The organism is Streptomyces sp. bgisy027 (genome assembly GCF_057710365.1).
On record NZ_JBYIVZ010000065.1, the window covers coordinates 13908 to 30930 of the forward strand.

Genomic DNA, 17023 nt, shown 5'->3' on the forward strand with positions numbered 1-17023 from the left:
AGCGGGAACTGCGCGCCGCCGTGCCGGCCAAGTCCCTCGCCACGTATCGCTGGAGGGGCACGACGGCCGGGACTGAAGACCGGCGCGTCGCCGACCGCTCACCGCAGCCGGGTGATCTCCAGCAACTCGTGCGCCGTCTCCCGCGCGGGCCCGGCGGTGTGGTCGGCGACGCGCCGGAACGTCTCCTGCGCGGCGCGGGCCGGCCACTCCGGGGGCAGGTGCCGGGCCGGCAGCCGGGGGTCCGCGCGGATCGTCCAGAGCCACTCGCTGACCAGCCGCAGCCGGGTGCCGATCGGGTCGTCGCCGGCCCCGGCGTCGAGGTGCGCGGTCCAGCGCTTGTCGAAGAGCACATAGCGGGAGGCGATGCTCTCCAGGTCCCAGGTGTCGCGGATCATCAGCTCGATGTCGGTCGCCACGTCCGCCTGCGCGTGGAAGACCTTGACGTGGGCGGCGAGGCCGAGCTCCTCGACGACGCCGGAGACGTCGGTGTTCCCGGGCGCGATCCACAGCCCGCTGTACAGCGCGCCGAACCCGGACCAGGTGAGCCGGGAGCGCAGGTCGTGGCGCTGGCGCTTCCAGGAGTCCGGCAGGGAGAAACCGAGCAGGGTCCAGGAGCCGTCCCAGTCGTCGTTGACCGCGCCCTGCTGCCAGATGCGGGCGCGGCCGTCCTCCAGAACGCGTGTCGCCTGCGGGGTCAGTCCGAAGAACATCCTGCGGCCCTCGCGCCGGCGCCGCAGCAGACCCCGGTTGACCATCCGGGTCAGGGTGGAGCGCACGGCCTGCTCGCCGACGCCGACACGGCCGAGCACGTCGATGATGCTGCCGGAGTAGACACCCACGTCGCCCTCCTCCAGGACGTGGTTGCCGAAGAAGGCGAGCATGAGCGACTGCGGGCGCGGCTGCGGGCCCTGCGAGGTGTCCTGAGCATCCAGGATGTCGTCGTCCTCCACGCTGGCAAGGGTACGGCCGCCCGCCGAGGGCGCGACGGGCGGCCGTACGGCTTCATCGGCCGTCCGCCGGGTGGGCGAGGTCGTAGGGGCGCAGGCAGGGGGTGGGCCGGTACGGCACGTAGCGGGCGGGCGTGGTCGGACCGGCCTTCGCGGCACGGGTGTTCAGCAAGGCAGCGTCGGTCCCCTCCCAGCTGCCCTTGGTCAGACGGTCCTCCAGGGTGTGCAGGGCGGCGAGCTGCTCGGCGGGGCTGAAGGTGCAGTGGCCGGCGTTGTCGGTGTACACCTGCCGCAGCAGGGAGGCCGACCCGGCGGCGGTCACGGCCCGCTTCAGGGCGCTCTCCGTCTGGACGGGGACGACGGCGTCGCCGACGGTGGGGTGGCGGCGAGCAGCAGGGCCGCCGCGAAGGCCGTGCGGGTGGCGGTCGTCATGCGGTGATCTCCTCCGGGCGCGCGGTGGAGAGGAGTTCGGGGGCGGCGCCGGACAGGGACGTACGGCTCGTCTCGCGCACGAACCGCACGGTCAGTGCGGTGATGAGGGAGCCGCCGCACAGCAGCAGCGCCACCGGGGTGCCGTTGCCGCTGCCGGCGACCAGGGTGCCGGCGATCATGGGGGAGAAGCCGGCGCCGATGAGGGTCGCGCCCTGGTAGCCGAGGGAGGCGCCGGTGTAGCGCACCCGCGTGCCGAACATCTCGGTGAGCAGGGCGCCCAGCGGGCCGTACATCGTGGACTGGGCGATGCCGTGGCCGATGACGACGGCGAGGATCAGCGCGCCCGGCGACTTCGAGTCGATCAGCGCGAGGACGGGGAAGGCGGTGGCCGCCGACAGGACGGCTCCGGTGAGGACGACGGGGCGGCGGCCCACCCGGTCGGAGAGCGCGGAGGCGCACGGCAGCACCACCAGGGCGACGGCGGCGGAGACCGTGAGCGCGGTGAGCACCTGCGGGCGGGCGTAGCCGATGCCGGTGGCGTACGCGATGAGGTAACTGGTCAGCAGGGACTGGGCGGTGAAGGCGCCGATGCCGACGCAGCAGGCGAGCAGCAGCGGCCGGGGACGCCGCAGGACGTCGAGGATCGGCAGCCGTGCCTCGGCGCGGTCCTTCTTCACTGCGGCGAACAGCGGGCTCTCGACCACCTTCAGCCGGACGAACAGGCCCACGCCCAGCAGCACCACGCTCAGCAGGAACGGCACACGCCAGCCCCAGGCCGTGAACTGGTCCCTGGGCATGGCGACCACGAGGGTGACGACGAGCGAGGACAGCAGGGAGCCGAGCGGTGCTCCCATCTGCGTGAAGCTGGACCACAGTCCGCGGCGCCGCTCCCCGGCGTGCTCCACGACCATCAGCGTGGCGCCGCCCCACTCGCCGCCGATGGCGATGCCCTGGAGGACCCGCAGGGCGATCAGCAGGACCGGCGCCCAGACGCCGACCGTGTCGTATGTCGGCAGCAGGCCGATGAGGAAGCTGGCGCCGCCCATCAGGCCCATGGTGAGCAGCAGCATCGACTTGCGGCCGAGCCGGTCGCCGAAGTGCCCGAAGACGATGCCGCCGAGCGGGCGGGCGACATAGCCGGCGGCGAAGGTGCCGAATGCGGCGATGGTGCCGACGGCGGGATCGGCACCCGGGAAGAAGAGCTCGCCGAAGACCAGCGCGGCGACGGTGCCGTAGACGAGGAAGTCGTAGAACTCCACGGCCGTGCCCAGCAACCCGGACAGTGCGACTCTGCGCAGCTGCCGGGTTCGCTCGGGGTGCGTGGACGGCGACGGTGATGCGACGGGGGACGAAGGCATCGCGGTCTCCCTTGACCGGGGGAAGGACACCGCGAAAGTAGGCGCTCTGATGACTGGCGTCAATAAAGTGCACAACATCGATAGCTGCGGGACAGGCGTCCCGACGCGCGCCCGGCCCCTTCGCCGGCCGGCTGTGTCATGTCCCGGGCTGCGGGCGGACCGTGAGGATCTGCTGTGCCCGGCCGACCGGGCCGTCGACGTCGTGCAGGACCGTGCTGGTCAGGCCCTGGCCGGTGGGGCCGAAGGTGACGGTGGTGTCCAGACCGGTCCAGGTGCCGTGCGGTCGGCGGTGCAGGTGGACGGTCAGGTCGACGTTGGGGAACATCCACGCGCCGGGCGGCTGCCGTACGGCGATGCCGTTGGCGGTGTCGACGAGGGCGAGGTACGACGCGAGCGGGCTGACGGGGACGCCGGCCACCAGCTCCAGGGGCGTGGAGATCCAGGCGGTGGTGCGACCGGGGCGGGGCGGTGCCACCGGGCGCACGTCGAGGGAGGCGATGTAGCCGCCGGACCAGACCTCGGACATCGGCCACGGGGTGAGCGCCTCGGGCGGGGTGAGTCGTTCGGCGGGGCCGCCCGCGACCTCGGCGGTGTCGAGCCGGGCCAGATACCAGGCGCGGGCCCGCACCACCGGACGGTCCGCGATCCGCACGACCGCTTCGAGGAGCTGGATGGTCCGCCCGGGGCGGACGGTCTCCACCTCGATCTCCATCTCGTCGAGCGCGAGCCGGCCGAGGATGTCGTAGCTGATCCGGGCGAGGACGAGCCCGTCGTCCGGGGCGGCGGCGCGGTGGCGGTCGAGGGCGTGCACGACCAGCCCGCCCAGCGGGCTGAAGTGCTGCTCGTCGCGGTGCCAGGCGCCGCTCGCGTGCGATGTCGGCTTGAAGCGGTGCTCGCCCATGGCTTCGAAGTAGCTTTCGGGGGTCAACGGACGGCTCTCCCAGGAGTGTTCGGCGGACGGTGTGCGGGTTGGGTCAGAGGGCGTTGAGCAGGACGACATAGACGGCTGTGCCCGCCCCGACGCTCAGGATGGTGCGGCGGCCGAAGGCCAGATGGGCGCCGATGGTGACCGCGACGGCGAGCAGCGCGTACCCCGCCGCGTGCGGGTCGGTCGTGACCGTGCCGTGCAGCGCGGTCACCGCGAGGACGGCGAGGATGCCGACCGGCATCCACGTCGCCAGCCGCCGCACGACGGCCGACTCGCGCAGGCGTCCGAGCACGGCGAAGGGCACGGCGCGCAGGGCGAGCGTGATACCGAAGACGATCGCCAGGACCGCGACGAGATACGAGGTACTAGGCATGCGCGGTCTCCTGGGCGGTGTCGCGGGCGGTGAGGAGGTGGCGGGCCAGAAGCAGGCCCACGAACAGCAGCAGCGCCGTGAACATGGCCATGCCCGGCGTGAGGACGAGGGCGACGGCGGCGCAGGCGCCCGCGAGCAGCAGGGACGGCAGCTCCTTGCGGGAGCGGAACGCGTCCAGGGTGAGCACCGTGAACAGGGCGCACAGCGCGAACTCCAGCCCCTTGACGGGTGCGGGCAGGACCGAGCCGAGCACGACGCCGACCAGACCGCCGCCCACCCAGTACGCCTCGCACGCGATCTGCATGGCCAGCAGCCGGGGTGCCGAGCGCTCGTGCTCGGGCAGGGCCGCGTTGACGGCGTACACCTCGTCGATCATCGCGTAGACGGCGTACGCCTTCGCCACCGGGTGCCGGACCAGGTGCAGCGGGAAGGAGAACGCGTAGAACACATGCCGGAAGTTGACCACCAGCACCGTCAGCGCGACCGCCGCGAGCGGGGTGACGGTGGCCACCATGCCCACGAGCAGCAGCTCCAGGGAGCCGGCGAACGCGGCGAGGGAGAGGGCGGGCGCCAGCCACCAGGGCAGTCCGGCCTGGACGATCAGCAGGCCGAGGGCTATGCCGAGGGGGAAGATGCCGAGGCCGGCCGAGAAGGAGTCGCGTATGCCCCGGGATATGTGTTCCGTTCGTTCCACCGCTCCATCGTCCCGCAGGAGCGGCGACATGTGGTTGCGAAGATTGCCCGGAACCGTGCTCGTAGAGCAATAATATTCGCGTGGATGCGATCGACGAAGCAATCATTGCCGAGCTGGAGCGGGACGGGCGGCTGACCAACGTGGAGCTGGCCCAGCGGGTCGGGCTGACCACCGGGCCCTGTCTGCGCCGGGTCCAGCGGCTGGAGGCCGACGGTGTCATCCGCGGGTACCGCGCCGTGATCGACCCGGTCTCGGTGGGCCGCTCCTTCGAGGTCCTGATCGACCTCGGCCTCGAATCGCAGGACGCGGAGACGGTCGAGCACTTCGAGCGGACCTTGGCGGAGGCCGAGGAGGTGCTGGAGCTGCGGCGGATGTTCGGCAGCCCCGACTACTTCGTGCGGGTGGCCGTCGCGGACCTGCCCGCGTACGAGGCGTTCCTGAGCGGACGGGTCATGACGATCCCCCGGATCAAGAACGTCACCTCGCACTTCACGATGAAGACGATCAAGCCTGCCCCGTAGGGCTCAGGGGGCCGGATCCGGCGGGCGCGTGGTGGCGAAGCGCCTGCGGTACTCGGTCGGGGTGGTGCCCAGGTGGCGGGCGAACGCGCGGCGCAGGGTCTCGTCGCTGCCGAGTCCGCTGTACCGGGCCGCCGAGGTGACGCTGTGCCCGTCGAGCAGGAGCTGCTGCGCGCGGTCGAGCCGGACACGCTCCACCCAGCGGGCGGGCGTCGTGTTCAGCTCGCTGCGGAACAGCCGGGCGAGGTGCCGGGTGCTGACGGCCGCAGACGCGGCCATCGTGGCCAGGCCGTGGTCGGCGGCAGGATCCGCGAGCACCGACGCGGTGAGCGAGGCCAGCAGGTCGCTGCGGGCCGGCGGGGTCGCCAGGGCCGTGGAGAACTGCGACTGCCCGCCCGGACGTTGCATGAAGACGACCAGTTCGCGGGCGACCTCGCGGGCCACGTCCGCCCCGTGGTCGTCCTCGACCAGCGCGAGGGTCAGATCGATGCCCGCGCTGATGCCGGCCGAGGTGAGATACCGGCCGTCCCGCACGTGCAGCGCGTCCGGCTCGACCCGCACCCGGGGATGCCGGCGGGCGAGCGTCTTGGCGTGCCGCCAGTGCGTGGTCGCCCTGCGGCCGTCGAGCAGACCCAGTTCGGCCAGCACGAAGGCGCCGCTGCACACGGACGCGACCCGCTCCGCCCGCGCGGCCAGCAGGGCGGCCGCCGTCAGCAGGTCCTCGCCGGGAGGCCGCTCGGCGAGCGCGTCGGCCCCGGCGACCACGAGCGTGTCGACCGGCCCCGCGTCGGCCGCGGCCACCGTCCGGGCCAGGGCCACGCCCGAGGAAGTCGTGACGTCGCCGCCGTACGGGGATGCCGGCACTGGCGCGTAGGGATGGCCGAGCCGCCCCGCCTGGTGCAGCACCTCCAGGGGGCCACTCGCGTCGAGCAGGGTCACCCCGTCGAACACCAGCAGGGCCACGCGATGCGTCATGTCCGGATCTGTGGGTCGTGCGTCAGGAAGGACATGGCGCCAGGATAGTCCGGCGGACGACATTGAGGAGGTCACCGACCGGGCGGGCCGGTCGGACGAGAAAGGAAGGCCGTCATCATGGGCGAGACGATCGCGGGCGTACGGATCCCGGACAGCGCACTGGCGAGGGAGGCCACCGAGCTCGTACGGGACGTCGCCGCGCCGCTGCTGTACGACCACTCCCGGCGGGTCTTCCTGTTCGGATCGCTGCGCGGGCTGGAAGCGGGCCTGAAGTTCGACCCCGAACTGCTCTACGTGGGCGCGATGTTCCACGACCTCGGCCTGACCGGGCGCTACCGGCGCACCGATCGGCGGTTCGAGATCGACGGCGCCGACGAGGCCCGCCGCCTCCTGCACTCCCACGGCGTCACCGGCGAGCCGGCCGACCGGGTCTGGACGGCCGTCGCCCTGCACACCACCCCGGAGATCCCCCTTCACATGGCACCCGAGGTCGCGCTGGTGACCCGAGGCGTGGAACTGGACGTCCTCGGCATCGGCTACCACGCCGTCTCCGCCGAGCAGCGCGCCGCCGTCGTCGCGGCCCACCCTCGCCCCGACTTCAAGAACCGGATCCTCGCCGCGTTCACCGAGGGCATCCAGGACCGCCCCGAAACCACCTTCGGCAACGTCAAGGCGGACGTACTGGCCCATTTCGTACCCGACTTCGTGCCCGGAGACTTCGTGGAGGTCATCAAGAACTCCGACTGGCCCGAGTAATTCGGGGGAGCGGAAAGGGCATTCAGCTCATATCCCTACGTTCCGCTGTGCCAAGTCCCTGTGGATGTGACGTTCTCCATTGCGCCGCCGCGCCGGCCTCGTGAGGCTCTCGGAGAACAAGCGTCCGAAGAACCGTGCGAAGAACTGTTATCCGCGGTTCACCGAGCGATCTCCCAGGTATCGGACAGCATCGTTCGGCGTCGAGGACAGGGAAGCTTTTTGATGAGTACAGAGCCCACGAGGGATCTCGCGGCACTGGTGACGGCCGCCCGCAGTGGCGACCCGGAGGCTCAGGACGCCCTGGTCAGCGCATACCTCCCGCTGGTCTACAACGTCGTGGGGAGGGCTCTGAACGGCTCGGTCGACGTCGACGACGTGGTGCAGGAGACCATGCTGCGCGCCCTCGACGCGCTCGGCGGGCTGCGCACCGCGGAGAGCTTCCGCTCCTGGCTGGTGGCGATCGCGATGAACCAGGTCCGGGCGCACTGGCACGACCGGCAGACGGCACCGGGCGGTGTGGAGGAGGCCGAGGAGCTGGCGGATCCGGGCGCCGACTTCGTGGATCTGACCATGGTCCGGCTCCAGTTGTCCGGCCAGCGCCAGGAGACGGCACGCGCCACCCGCTGGCTGGAGCCCGACGACCGCGGGCTGCTGTCGCTGTGGTGGCTGGAGTGCGCCGGTCAGCTGACCCGGGCCGAGGTGGCCGATGCGCTGGAGCTGTCGCCGCAGCACACGGCGGTCCGGGTGCAGCGGATGAAGGCGCAGCTGGAGGCGGCCCGGGTGGTCGTGCGGGCGCTGGACGCGCGTCCGCGCTGCGAGGAGCTGCCTGGTCTGCTCGCGTCCTGGGACGGCCGGCCCTCGGCGCTGTGGCGCAAGCGAATAGCCCGGCATGCCCGGGGATGTGTGCGTTGTTCCGGTCTGTGGAGCGGGTTGATGCCGGCCGAGGGGCTCCTGGCCGGGCTGGCGTTGGTCGCCGCGGCGCCCGCGCTGCTGGACCGGGTGCTGTCCGCCTCTGGCGGCATGGCCCCGGTCGGCTCGGCCTCCGCGGTGAACGCGTCCGGGGGGCACTCCGGAGCGGGGCACCGTGCCGCGCGCGGCCGGACGGTCTCCCGCGGCGAGGCCCGCCGCCGTCGGCGGAACCGGCGCCGGGCCGCCGGGGGTGCCGTCGTCGCGGCCTGCGTCGCGGGCGGCGGATTCTGGTACTTCGACTCGGATCCCGGCACCGGGAGGGAGGAGGCGACGGCGGCGGCCAGCGCCGGCGCCCCGGTCGCGGAACTCTCGGAGTCCGGTCCCGTGAAGACCTCGGAGCCGCCGTCCAGGTCCCCCTCGCAGTCCGCCTCGCCCTCGAAGAAGGCGACCCCCTCCAAAACGCCCGAACCGGCCAAGAAGTCGACGCCGGCTCCCCGCCCGACCCCGACGCCGACACGGACCGCGTCCAGCACGCCCCAGGCGCAGTCGGCCCCGACGGACACCGTCGGACAGGTCGTCGCGCTGGTGAACAAGGAGCGGGCGAACGCCGGCTGCGGTCCGCTCCAGGAGGACTCGCTGCTGAACAAGTCGTCGCAGGGCCACTCCGAGGACATGGCCGCCCGCGACTTCTTCGACCACACCAACCCGGACGGCGCCGACCCCGGTCAGCGCATCACCGCGGCCGGCTACCGCTGGTCCACCTACGGCGAGAACATCGCGATGGGCCAGCAGACCCCGGCGGCCGTGATGGAGTCGTGGATGAACAGCCCCGGCCACCGGGCCAACATCCTCAACTGCTCGTTCAAGGACATCGGAGTCGGCATCCACAACGGGCCCGGCGGCCCCTGGTGGACGCAGAACTTCGGCGCCAAGCTGTAGGAGCACGCCGGGCACGCGTCACAGCATGACGTGCTTGACCTGGGTGTAGTCGAGCAGCCCGGTCAGGGACAGGTCGCTGCCGTGGCCGGAGTGGCGTACGCCGCCGTGCGGCATCTCCGAGACCGTCGTGCCGTGGGTGTTGACCCAGACGATGCCGGTCCGCAGCGCACGGGTCGCGCGCATGGCACGGTCGTGGTCGCGGGTCCAGACACTCGCGGCCAGCCCCTGGGGCACGCCGTTGGCCAGGCGGACGGCCTCGGCCTCGTCGGCGAACGGCTGGACGGTGACGACCGGCCCGAACACCTCGCCCTGCACGATCTCGTCCCCCTGCCGCACCCCTGCGACCACCGTGGCACGGTGGAAGTAGCCGGGCCGGGCCGGCACCGAGCCGCCGGTCACGACCTCGGCGTGATCCGGCAGACGCTCCAACAGGCCGCGTACGGAGTCGAGTTGGGCGGCGTTCGCGAGCGGACCGAAGTCGGTCCGCTCGTCGTCGGGGGCGCCGGGCAGCAGCCGGGCGGCACGGTCGGCGAAGCGGTCCAGGAAGGTGTCGTGGACGCGGCGGTCGACCAGGATCCTGGTCGCGGCCGTACAGTCCTGGCCCGCGTTGTAGAAGGACAGCGACGACAACTGCTCGACCGTGTCGTCGAGATCGGCATCCGCATGGATCAACACCGGTGCGTTGCCGCCGAGTTCGAGGTGCAGCCGCTTGAGATCGGCGGCTGCCGCGGCGGCGATCTCCCGCCCCGCGCGGATGCTTCCGGTCACGGCCACCAGCCGGACGTACGGGTGGCCGACCAGGGCACGCCCGGTGTCGCGGTCACCGCACACCACGTTCAGCACGCCGGGCGGCAGATGCTCGGCGGCCAGCCGGGCCAGCAGCACGGCCGACGACGGCGTGGTGTCGGACGGCTTCAGGACGACCGTGTTGCCGGCGGCGAGCGCGGGCGCGATCTTCCATACGGCCATCATCAGCGGGTAGTTCCACGGCGTGATCTGGGCGCAGACACCGACCGGCTCGCGCCGCAGCACGGAGGTACGCCCCGGCGTGTACTCGGCGGCCGCCGCGCCCGGCAGGTTCCGGGCCGCTCCCGCGAAGTAGCGCAGCACGTCCACGATCGCGGGGAGTTCGTCGCCCAGGAACAGGGCACGCGGCTTGCCGGTGTCGGCCACCTCGGAGTCCGCGACCGCGGCGGCCTCCCGCTCCAGGGCGTCGGCGATGCGCAGAAGCGCCGTCTGCCGCTGCCCCGGAGTCGTCAGGGACCAGGCGGGGAAGGCCTGTTCGGCCGCCCGGCAGGCCGCGTCCACGTCCTGCGTACCGGACAGCGCAGCCGTCCCGTGGGAGAGGCCGGTGGCCGGGTCGGTCAACGCCAGGGTGGCGCCGGACACGGCCGGCACTTCCTTGCCGCCGATGTGGTTGAGGCGGTCGGTGTCAGCCACGCCGCAGCGCCTCCTCGGCGGCGCCGCGGCCGGTGCGGACGGCGCCCTCCAGGTATCCGGCGACCCACTGGTCGGAGCCGCAGACGTAGAACGGCGGTTCATGGGTGCCGTGCAACGGGCCGACGGCCATGACCTCGCCCGGCGGCCACTGGGTGACATAGCCCTGCGTCCATCTGTCGGTGCCCCACAGCCGCAGATGGCAGGCGGTCGGCCGCAGCGCCTCGTCGCCGAACATGCCGGCCATCTCCGCGAGCAGCTCGCGGGCGCGCAGCCGAGGCGGGGTGCCGAGCAGGACGCCGTACCGCTCGGGCGGGATCAGCGCCGACAGGACGCCCTCGTTCTGCGGCCAGGTGCTGCCCAGCACTCCCTCCGCCTCGGACAGGCCGTTCAGACCGGCGTCCCGCCAGAAGGGACGGTCGTAGACGGCGGCGAACTTCGCGGCCGTGGCGTGGCGTTGCCGGTGCAGGGACGCGAGCCGCTCCTCGCTCACACCGCTGACGGCGACGTCCCGCAGCGGGCCGACGGGCAGCGCGCTCACCACGGCACCGGCGGTGAGGGCCTCGCCGGAGACCAGGCGCACGGTGCAGCGCCCGGGGCGGACGTCCAGCGCGGCGACGGGTGAACCGAGCCGGACGCGCGGGCCCAGCACACGGCCCAGGACCTCGGCGAGCGTCGCCGAGCCCTCCGCGAGCCGCAGTCCCTCCCAGTCGTCGTAGTCGTAGTCGCCCGTGCCCGAGCCGGGGACCGCCGCGCTCTTGCGCAGCGCGGCGAGCAGGGAGATCCGTTCGTACGAGCCGCCCGCCAGGGCGAGTTGGCCGATGTCCCACAGCCGGACCACGGCCGGTCCGGCCTCCCTCGAGCGCAGCCAGTCGGCCACGGAGAGCCGGTCCAGGGCGGCCGCGTCCGGGTGCGACCAGGGGTCGTCCGGGTCGACGCCGGCGGCGAGGGCGGAGAACTCCTTGCTCAGGCGCGTGTGCAGGGCCGCGTCACCGGGGCCGAACCAGTGCGGAGGTGCACCGGCCGAGAGTCCCTCCGGGGTCGCGCGGGTCATACGGCCCGGCTCCTGGACATAGCTGGGAACCAACGCCAGCCCCAGTTCCTCGGCGAGCCGGAGATAGGCGGTGTGCCCGTGGCCGACGACCTCACCGCCCAGCTGGACGGTGCGGCCGTCGGGTGTGCGGGTCTGCTCGACCCGGCCGCCGACGCGGTCCCGGGCCTCCAGGACGAGCACGTCGGTGCCGGCGGCGGCCAGGTCCCGGGCGGCGGCGAGCCCCGCGAGACCGGCGCCGAGCACGATCACGTCGTGATGCATGGGTGTCGCTTTCTTGTGTCAGGGGCGCTCAGGCCATGACCAGGCAGTGCTCGGGCCGCCATCCGAACTCCACGGTCTCGCCGCCGCTCCAGCGGTCCTCCATGCGGGCCCGGGCCGTGTTCTGCTCCAGCACCGACAGCGTGACGCCCGGGGCGAGTTCGATGAGGTAGGTCGTGGTCGGGCCGCTGTAGACCGTCTCGCGGAGCACGCCGCTCAGCTTCGACATGCCCGGTTCGAAGTCCGACAGCCAGATCTTCTCGGGGCGCACCGACACACTCACGGCGGTGCCGTCCGCGATGCCGGCACGGGCGCCCACGGCCAGCGCGGGCCCCTTCTCCAGGGTCACCTCACCGCCGCGGTAGGTGCCGGTCATCAGGTTGGAGGTGCCCATGAAGGAGGCCACGAAGCCGGTGGCGGGGTGCTCGTAGATGTCCTCGGGGGTGCCGCACTGCTCGATGCGCCCCTCGTTCATCACGGCGATCCGGTCGGACATCGTCAGCGCCTCGTCCTGGTCGTGCGTGACGAAGACGAAGGTGATGCCGACCTCGCGCTGGATCTGCTTCAGCTCCACCTGCATCTGCCGGCGCAGCTTCAGGTCGAGGGCGGCGAGCGGCTCGTCCAGGAGCAGTACGGCGGGCCGGTTGACCAGCGCGCGAGCGAGAGCTACGCGCTGACGCTGGCCCCCGGACAGGGTGCGGGGCTTGCGGCCGGCGAGTCCGGCGAGCTGGACCAGCTCCAGCATCTCGCCGACCCGCTGCCGTATCCCGGCCTTGGCGACGCCGCTGCGCTTGAGGCCGAAGCCGACGTTGTCGGCGACGCTGAGATGGTCGAACAGGGCGTAGCTCTGGAAGACGGTGTTGACGTTGCGCTTGTTCGGCGGCAGGCCGGTCACGTCCTCGCCGGCCAGCAGCACCGCGCCCTCGCTGGGGTCGCTGAAACCGCCGATCATGCGCAGGGTCGTGGTCTTGCCGCAGCCGGAGGGGCCCAGCAGGGAGAAGAAGTGGCCGGCCTCGATGTCGAGGTCCAGGCGGTGCACGGCGTAGGAGTCGGCGTACCGCTTGGAGACACCGTCGAGCCGGACGGCGGGGGTCGCGTCCATGGGGATCACTCTCCGGAGAGGATGTCGAGGCCGCCGCGGCGGCCGAAGAGGCGCGGGATGAACAGGGCCAGGGCGATCAGGGCGACGGATGCCGCGAGCATGAGCGTGCCGACCGCGTTGATGGTGGGCTGCACCCCGAAGCGGATCGCCGAGTAGATCCGCACCGACAGGGGCTGCGGGTCGACGCCGGTGGTGAAGTAGGCCAGTACGAAGTCGTCGAAGACCAGCGCGAAGATCAGTACGGCACTGGCCAGCACGGCGGGCAGCAGCGCGGGCAGGGTCACCAGCCGCACGGCCTGCCAGCGGGTGGCGCCGAGATCCATCGCGGCCTCCTCCACCTCCGGGTTCAGTGCGGCGACCCGGGAGCGCAGGATGACGGTGACGTAGGAGATGGAGAAGGTGATCTCGGCGAGCATCACCGTGCCGGTGGACAGGGGCACGCCCAGGCCCTTGAACAGCAGCATCGACGCCACGCCCGTGACGATCTCCGGCGTGATCAGCGGCACCAGCATGATCAGTCCGGCCAGCGAGCCCAGCCGGGTGCGGCAGCGGACCAGGCCGACGGCGAGCGCCACCCCGAGGAGCACCGAACCGGCCATCGCCACCAGGGAGATGCGCAGGCTGGTGCCGAGCGAGGCGAGGAGCACGTCGTCGTGCACGAAGGCGCGGTACCAGCGCAGGCTGAACCCGTCGAACACGGTCAGGGACTTCTGGGAGTTGAAGGAGAAGAGCGCCACGACCGCGATGGGCAGGTAGAGCAGCGCGAAGAACAGTCCGGTGACCGCGACGAGGAGGCGGGGCCTGCGGTGGATGCGCCGGCGCTTGCGCGTCGGGGCGGGCTCACGGGCCGGAGTGGTGGCGGAGGGGGTGCTGACCAGGGTCATCGCAGTGCCTCCGCCTCGTCCTTGCGGGTGCGCCGGAGGTAGCCGAGCATCCCGATCAGCAGGACCAGCATCAGCAGCATGGTGAGCGCCGAGCCGAGCGGCCAGTTCTGGCCCTGGAAGAACTTGTCCTGGATGAGGTTGCCGATCATGATCTGGTCCGGGCCTCCCATGAGCTGTGCGCTGACGAAGTCACCCATCGCGGGCAAGAAGACCAGGACGAGTCCGGCCGCCGCGCCCTGCCGGGTGGCGGGCAGGGTGACGAAGAAGAAGGTGCGGACCGGGCCGCCGTACAGATCGCGGCCGGCCTCGATGAGGGAGACGTCGAGGCGTTCCAGCGCCGCGTACAGCGGGATGATCATGAAGACGACGAAGCCGTAGACCAGTCCCGCGATGACGCCGAAGCCACTGTTGAGGATCTTGGTGCCCGCGTCGGCCAGACCGACCGCGCGCAGGGCCCGCAGCACCGGCCCGTCGTCGGAGAGGACCACCGACCAGCCGTACATCCGCACCAGGTAGTTGGCGAAGAACGGCACCACGATCGCGGCGATCAGCGCGTGCTTGTACCGGCCGCCGTACAGGGCGATCGTGTACGCCACCGGATAGGCGATCAGCAGACAGATCAGGCAGGTCAGCAGGGCGTAGCCGAGGGAGCGTGCCAGGACCTCGGTGTAGGCGGGGTCGGCGAGGGCGCGCACGCCGGCCAGGTCGAAGCCGAAGCGCGGGTTGCCGAGCTCGTCGGTGGTGCCGACCGCGAGGACGGCGACGAGGGCCAGCGAGGCGATCAGGAAGCCGGTCATCCACAGGGTGCCCGGCAGCATGAACCAGACCCACATCCGGTTGCCGGAGTCGTCCCGGCGGCGGGGGCGGGAGGGGCGGAGCAGTGCCATGTCTCAGCCCGCCTTCACATGGGTCCAGGCGGTGTCGCGGGCGTCCTCCGCCGCGCGGTCGCCGTTGCGGAAGAACACGCCGGCCTTCAGGTCGTCCTGCGTGACCATGCACTCGGGGAAGGGCTCGACCAGGTCGGCGTAGGTCTTCTCGGTGCCCGCGACCGGCATCGGGTAGCCGATGTACTCGATGTTCTTCTTCGCGTTCTCCGGCCGCAGCATGTAGTCGATGAAGAGCATCGCCGTGCCGGGGTGCGGGGCGTTCCAGGGGATGGCGTAGCAGTCGGAGTTGATCGGCGTGCCCTCCTTCGGGGCCTGGAACCCGAACACGGAGGGGTCGTCGGCCTGGTAGAGCATCGCGGCCATGTCGCCGCTCCACGCCTGCTGGATCAGCGCGTTGCCGTTGAGGAGGTTGTTGTAGCTGTCGCTGGAGAAGCCCCGCAGCCGCGGCCGCAGGGTGCCCAGCAGGGAGGTGATGCGGTCCAGGTCGCCGGTGTCGCCGGTGCTGACGTCGAGGCCGAGCGCGAGGGCGCCCATGCCGAGCACCTCGTCGCGGTCGTCCAGCAGGAAGACCTTGCCCTTGGCCCGGTCGTTCCACAGGTCCCGCCAGGAGCCGGTGAGCTCACCGATCCTGTCGCGCCGCCAGCCGATGCCGGTCTTGTACGCGGTGAAGGGTACGGTGTGCGCCGAACCGGGGTCGTACCAGGGATCCGCGAAGTAGTCGTACGTCCCGAAGACGGCCTGGGAGTTGGTGAGCCGGGCGTGGTCGATACGGCGCAGCCGGCCGCCCCTGGCCAGCCGCTGGGCCCACTTGGCCGTGGGAAAGACGATGTCGTAGCGATTGCCCGCGTTGAGCTTGGCGACCATGCCTTCCATCGAGTCGAAGTTCGACTGGATGACCTTGACGCCGTACTCCTTCTCGAAGCCCTTGAACACGGACGGGTCGACGAAGTCGGCCCAGTTGAAGTAGACGAGATCGCCGTCGACGCGCGCGTCGACCGGGGCGAGCCGGTCGGCGTCGGGCTTCTTGGCGGGCATGAACCCGCAGCCGCCGGCCGCCGCGGCCAGCAGGCCGCCGGCGCCCGCCCGCAGCAAGGCACGTCGGTTCGGCGGTGGTACTTCGGGGGACATGGACGTCCTCTCCGTCGAGGAACGGCACAACTCCAGGGCGGGACCGGCTGGTCGGCTCACTTCGGGCCCTGATTCCGTAGTGAAAAACCGGTCTGGGGAGGGTGCGTGCGCGGCTCAGAGGGCGCGGGATAAGGCCCTGGCCGACGGGAGGAGTACGGCGGAGCGTGCGGGCGAGGTGTGCGGGGGCGTCACCGTGCGTCCCCCTCCAGGTCGTCCCGGACGCGGCGGGCGAACCAGCCGACCGCGGCCTCGCGCTGCGACAGCGGCCCCGGCTCGAATCCGGGGGTGCTCATCCCGGCCTGCACGCGCTGCACCAGTTCGGCGTCCTCGTCGTTGGTCTCCCAGCCGATGCGGATGTTGAGCCGCCGGGCCAGCCGGGTGCGGATGCCCTCGCCGACCTTGGTGTAGAAGGCGCCGGGGATCGCCGCCCGGTCCTGGGCGGTGGGCAGGGCGGTCCACGCGAGCACGTGGTCAGGGTAGAAGTCGATGAGAGTGTTCGGGTAGATCACGGCGTACCGCCAAACCCGCCGGTCCGCCTCGACCAGCCCCGGCATCGGCGTCGCAAGGCGCTGGTAGAGCCGCTCGGTCCAGTTCGCGGAGGGCTTGTCGCGCAGGGGTGACTCGAACAGGACGTAGTTCTCCTGTACGTCCACCGTGTACGCGGCGTAGTCGAGCAGCCGCATGAGCGCAGGGTGGGCGACCGGGACGTGGTAGCCCTCCAGATAGTTGTCGACGATCACCTTCCAGTTGGCGTTCTGCTCCTCGACGCCCTTCAGGTGGTGGATACGGTGCTTGCCGACCGGCGCCAGACCGGGCCCGGTGTAGCGTCCGACGGCCTCGGCGAGTCCGGCGCAGCTCTCGGCGAGCGGGGTCGCCTCCATGTCCGGGTTGACGAAGACGAAGCCGAGGAAGGACTCCACGTTGACCGGGTGCAGCCCGAGCTTCGGCTTGTCCAGGCAGGGGATGCGGCGGGCCTCGGGGGCGCCGACCAGGCGTCCGTCCAGCTTGTAGGTCCAGCCGTGGTACGGGCAGCGGATCGCCTTGCCCGACGGCTCGGGGCCGGCGACCAGCCGGGTGCCGCGGTGCCGGCACACATTGAGGTGGGCGGCGAGGTCGCCGTCCTCGGTGCGGACTACCAGCACCTCCCGGCCGGCGGCGGTGGCGGTCAGCCGCGCGCCCGGTCCCGGGAGGTCGGATTCGTGGCAGACGAGCTGCCAGGACTTGGCGAAGATGCGGTCGGTCTCGGCCCGAGCGATGGCCGGATCCGTGTAGTAGCGGGCCGGCAGGGCCTCCCCGGGATGCTCGGGGGGCGGCTGCGGCGGGGCTGGGGAGACCGGCTCCGCCGCCCGGGTCGTCGAGGGGTTCATGGGGTCCTCCTCCGCGCCGCTGCGGCGGCGATGGGCGGTGAGGGATGAGCCGGGGCAGGGGGCAGGTACGACTTCCG

The 17023-nt window shown here is 71.9% G+C and carries 16 protein-coding genes and 1 pseudogene; 3 read left to right on the forward strand and 14 right to left on the reverse strand.

Annotation, left to right across the window (positions count from 1 at the left end):
* Nucleotides 1–98 precede the first annotated feature (98 nt).
* The 6 genes and pseudogenes from AC3ETA_RS41485 to AC3ETA_RS41510 form a co-directional block, all read right to left on the reverse strand.
* Nucleotides 99–950 (reverse strand): PaaX family transcriptional regulator, encoded by an 852-nt coding sequence (locus AC3ETA_RS41485; RefSeq protein WP_432198081.1) that lies wholly within the window; start codon nucleotides 948–950, stop codon nucleotides 99–101.
* A 52-nt stretch (nucleotides 951–1002) separates the two neighbouring features.
* Nucleotides 1003–1323 (reverse strand): annotated as a pseudogene (locus AC3ETA_RS41490) (hypothetical protein); the annotation flags it as partial.
* Between the two features lie 52 nt (nucleotides 1324–1375).
* A complete protein-coding gene (locus AC3ETA_RS41495; protein ID WP_432198082.1) occupies nucleotides 1376–2737 on the reverse strand; it encodes an MFS transporter in 1362 nt (453 codons plus the stop codon).
* 136 nt (nucleotides 2738–2873) lie between these two features.
* Nucleotides 2874–3638, reverse strand: a complete 765-nt coding sequence (locus tag AC3ETA_RS41500; protein ID WP_432198113.1) for a thioesterase family protein — start codon at nucleotides 3636–3638, stop codon at nucleotides 2874–2876.
* Nucleotides 3639–3711: 73 nt separating this feature from the next.
* Nucleotides 3712–4038 carry a branched-chain amino acid transporter permease gene (locus AC3ETA_RS41505; protein ID WP_432198083.1) on the reverse strand — a complete coding sequence of 109 codons (327 nt, stop codon included), beginning with the start codon at nucleotides 4036–4038 and terminating at the stop codon, nucleotides 3712–3714.
* Complete coding sequence (locus tag AC3ETA_RS41510) at nucleotides 4031–4732, reverse strand: AzlC family ABC transporter permease (RefSeq protein WP_432198084.1); 702 nt, start codon at nucleotides 4730–4732, stop codon at nucleotides 4031–4033. Before AC3ETA_RS41510 ends, AC3ETA_RS41505 begins: the two co-directional genes overlap by 8 nt.
* A gap of 80 nt (nucleotides 4733–4812) precedes the next feature.
* On the opposite strand from AC3ETA_RS41510, the gene AC3ETA_RS41515 reads away from it, so the two are divergent.
* Nucleotides 4813–5253: an Lrp/AsnC family transcriptional regulator gene (locus AC3ETA_RS41515; RefSeq protein WP_432198085.1), complete on the forward strand. Its 441-nt coding sequence runs from the start codon at nucleotides 4813–4815 to the stop codon at nucleotides 5251–5253.
* A 3-nt stretch (nucleotides 5254–5256) separates the two neighbouring features.
* Here AC3ETA_RS41515 and AC3ETA_RS41520 read toward each other — a convergent pair whose 3' ends face one another.
* Nucleotides 5257–6225, reverse strand: coding sequence for a GlxA family transcriptional regulator (locus AC3ETA_RS41520; protein ID WP_432198086.1), 969 nt, complete (start codon nucleotides 6223–6225; stop codon nucleotides 5257–5259).
* A gap of 117 nt (nucleotides 6226–6342) precedes the next feature.
* Here AC3ETA_RS41520 and AC3ETA_RS41525 point away from each other — a divergent pair, with 117 nt between their 5' ends.
* Complete coding sequence (locus AC3ETA_RS41525; protein WP_432198087.1) at nucleotides 6343–6981, forward strand: HD domain-containing protein; 639 nt, start codon at nucleotides 6343–6345, stop codon at nucleotides 6979–6981.
* 222 nt (nucleotides 6982–7203) lie between these two features.
* Nucleotides 7204–8829, forward strand: coding sequence for a sigma-70 family RNA polymerase sigma factor (locus AC3ETA_RS41530; RefSeq protein WP_432198088.1), 1626 nt, complete (start codon nucleotides 7204–7206; stop codon nucleotides 8827–8829).
* Nucleotides 8830–8847: 18 nt separating this feature from the next.
* Here the strand turns inward: AC3ETA_RS41530 and AC3ETA_RS41535 are convergent, their stop codons facing one another.
* The 7 genes from AC3ETA_RS41535 to AC3ETA_RS41565 form a co-directional block, all read right to left on the reverse strand.
* Nucleotides 8848–10269: an aminobutyraldehyde dehydrogenase gene (locus AC3ETA_RS41535; protein WP_432198089.1), complete on the reverse strand. Its 1422-nt coding sequence runs from the start codon at nucleotides 10267–10269 to the stop codon at nucleotides 8848–8850.
* Nucleotides 10262–11581 carry a flavin monoamine oxidase family protein gene (locus AC3ETA_RS41540; RefSeq protein WP_432198090.1) on the reverse strand — a complete coding sequence of 440 codons (1320 nt, stop codon included), beginning with the start codon at nucleotides 11579–11581 and terminating at the stop codon, nucleotides 10262–10264. Before AC3ETA_RS41540 ends, AC3ETA_RS41535 begins: the two co-directional genes overlap by 8 nt.
* Nucleotides 11582–11609: 28 nt before the next feature.
* Entirely contained in the window at nucleotides 11610–12680 is a 1071-nt protein-coding gene (locus tag AC3ETA_RS41545; protein WP_432198091.1) for an ABC transporter ATP-binding protein, read from the reverse strand.
* Between the two features lie 5 nt (nucleotides 12681–12685).
* Nucleotides 12686–13564, reverse strand: coding sequence for an ABC transporter permease (locus AC3ETA_RS41550; protein ID WP_432198092.1), 879 nt, complete (start codon nucleotides 13562–13564; stop codon nucleotides 12686–12688).
* Nucleotides 13561–14451 (reverse strand): ABC transporter permease, encoded by an 891-nt coding sequence (locus tag AC3ETA_RS41555; RefSeq protein WP_432198093.1) that lies wholly within the window; start codon nucleotides 14449–14451, stop codon nucleotides 13561–13563. Before AC3ETA_RS41555 ends, AC3ETA_RS41550 begins: the two co-directional genes overlap by 4 nt.
* A 3-nt stretch (nucleotides 14452–14454) precedes the next feature.
* Complete coding sequence (locus tag AC3ETA_RS41560) at nucleotides 14455–15579, reverse strand: polyamine ABC transporter substrate-binding protein (protein WP_432198094.1); 1125 nt, start codon at nucleotides 15577–15579, stop codon at nucleotides 14455–14457.
* 188 nt (nucleotides 15580–15767) lie between these two features.
* Nucleotides 15768–16946, reverse strand: a complete 1179-nt coding sequence (locus AC3ETA_RS41565; protein ID WP_432198095.1) for an aromatic ring-hydroxylating oxygenase subunit alpha — start codon at nucleotides 16944–16946, stop codon at nucleotides 15768–15770.
* Nucleotides 16947–17023 lie beyond the last annotated feature (77 nt).

What these genes read in the sequence shown, in the direction of transcription:
- AC3ETA_RS41495 (WP_432198082.1), bottom strand. Translation starts at nt 2,737, where the DNA reads ATGCCTTCGTCCCCCGTCGCATCACCGTCGCCGTCCACGCACCCCGAG.
- AC3ETA_RS41500 (WP_432198113.1), bottom strand. Translation starts at nt 3,638, where the DNA reads ATGGGCGAGCACCGCTTCAAGCCGACATCGCACGCGAGCGGCGCCTGG.
- AC3ETA_RS41505 (WP_432198083.1), bottom strand. Translation starts at nt 4,038, where the DNA reads ATGCCTAGTACCTCGTATCTCGTCGCGGTCCTGGCGATCGTCTTCGGT.
- AC3ETA_RS41520 (WP_432198086.1), bottom strand. Translation starts at nt 6,225, where the DNA reads ATGACGCATCGCGTGGCCCTGCTGGTGTTCGACGGGGTGACCCTGCTC.
- AC3ETA_RS41525 (WP_432198087.1), top strand. Translation starts at nt 6,343, where the DNA reads ATGGGCGAGACGATCGCGGGCGTACGGATCCCGGACAGCGCACTGGCG.
- AC3ETA_RS41530 (WP_432198088.1), top strand. Translation starts at nt 7,204, where the DNA reads ATGAGTACAGAGCCCACGAGGGATCTCGCGGCACTGGTGACGGCCGCC.
- AC3ETA_RS41540 (WP_432198090.1), bottom strand. Translation starts at nt 11,581, where the DNA reads ATGCATCACGACGTGATCGTGCTCGGCGCCGGTCTCGCGGGGCTCGCC.
- AC3ETA_RS41545 (WP_432198091.1), bottom strand. Translation starts at nt 12,680, where the DNA reads ATGGACGCGACCCCCGCCGTCCGGCTCGACGGTGTCTCCAAGCGGTAC.
- AC3ETA_RS41550 (WP_432198092.1), bottom strand. Translation starts at nt 13,564, where the DNA reads ATGACCCTGGTCAGCACCCCCTCCGCCACCACTCCGGCCCGTGAGCCC.
- AC3ETA_RS41555 (WP_432198093.1), bottom strand. Translation starts at nt 14,451, where the DNA reads ATGGCACTGCTCCGCCCCTCCCGCCCCCGCCGCCGGGACGACTCCGGC.
- AC3ETA_RS41560 (WP_432198094.1), bottom strand. Translation starts at nt 15,579, where the DNA reads ATGTCCCCCGAAGTACCACCGCCGAACCGACGTGCCTTGCTGCGGGCG.
- AC3ETA_RS41565 (WP_432198095.1), bottom strand. Translation starts at nt 16,946, where the DNA reads ATGAACCCCTCGACGACCCGGGCGGCGGAGCCGGTCTCCCCAGCCCCG.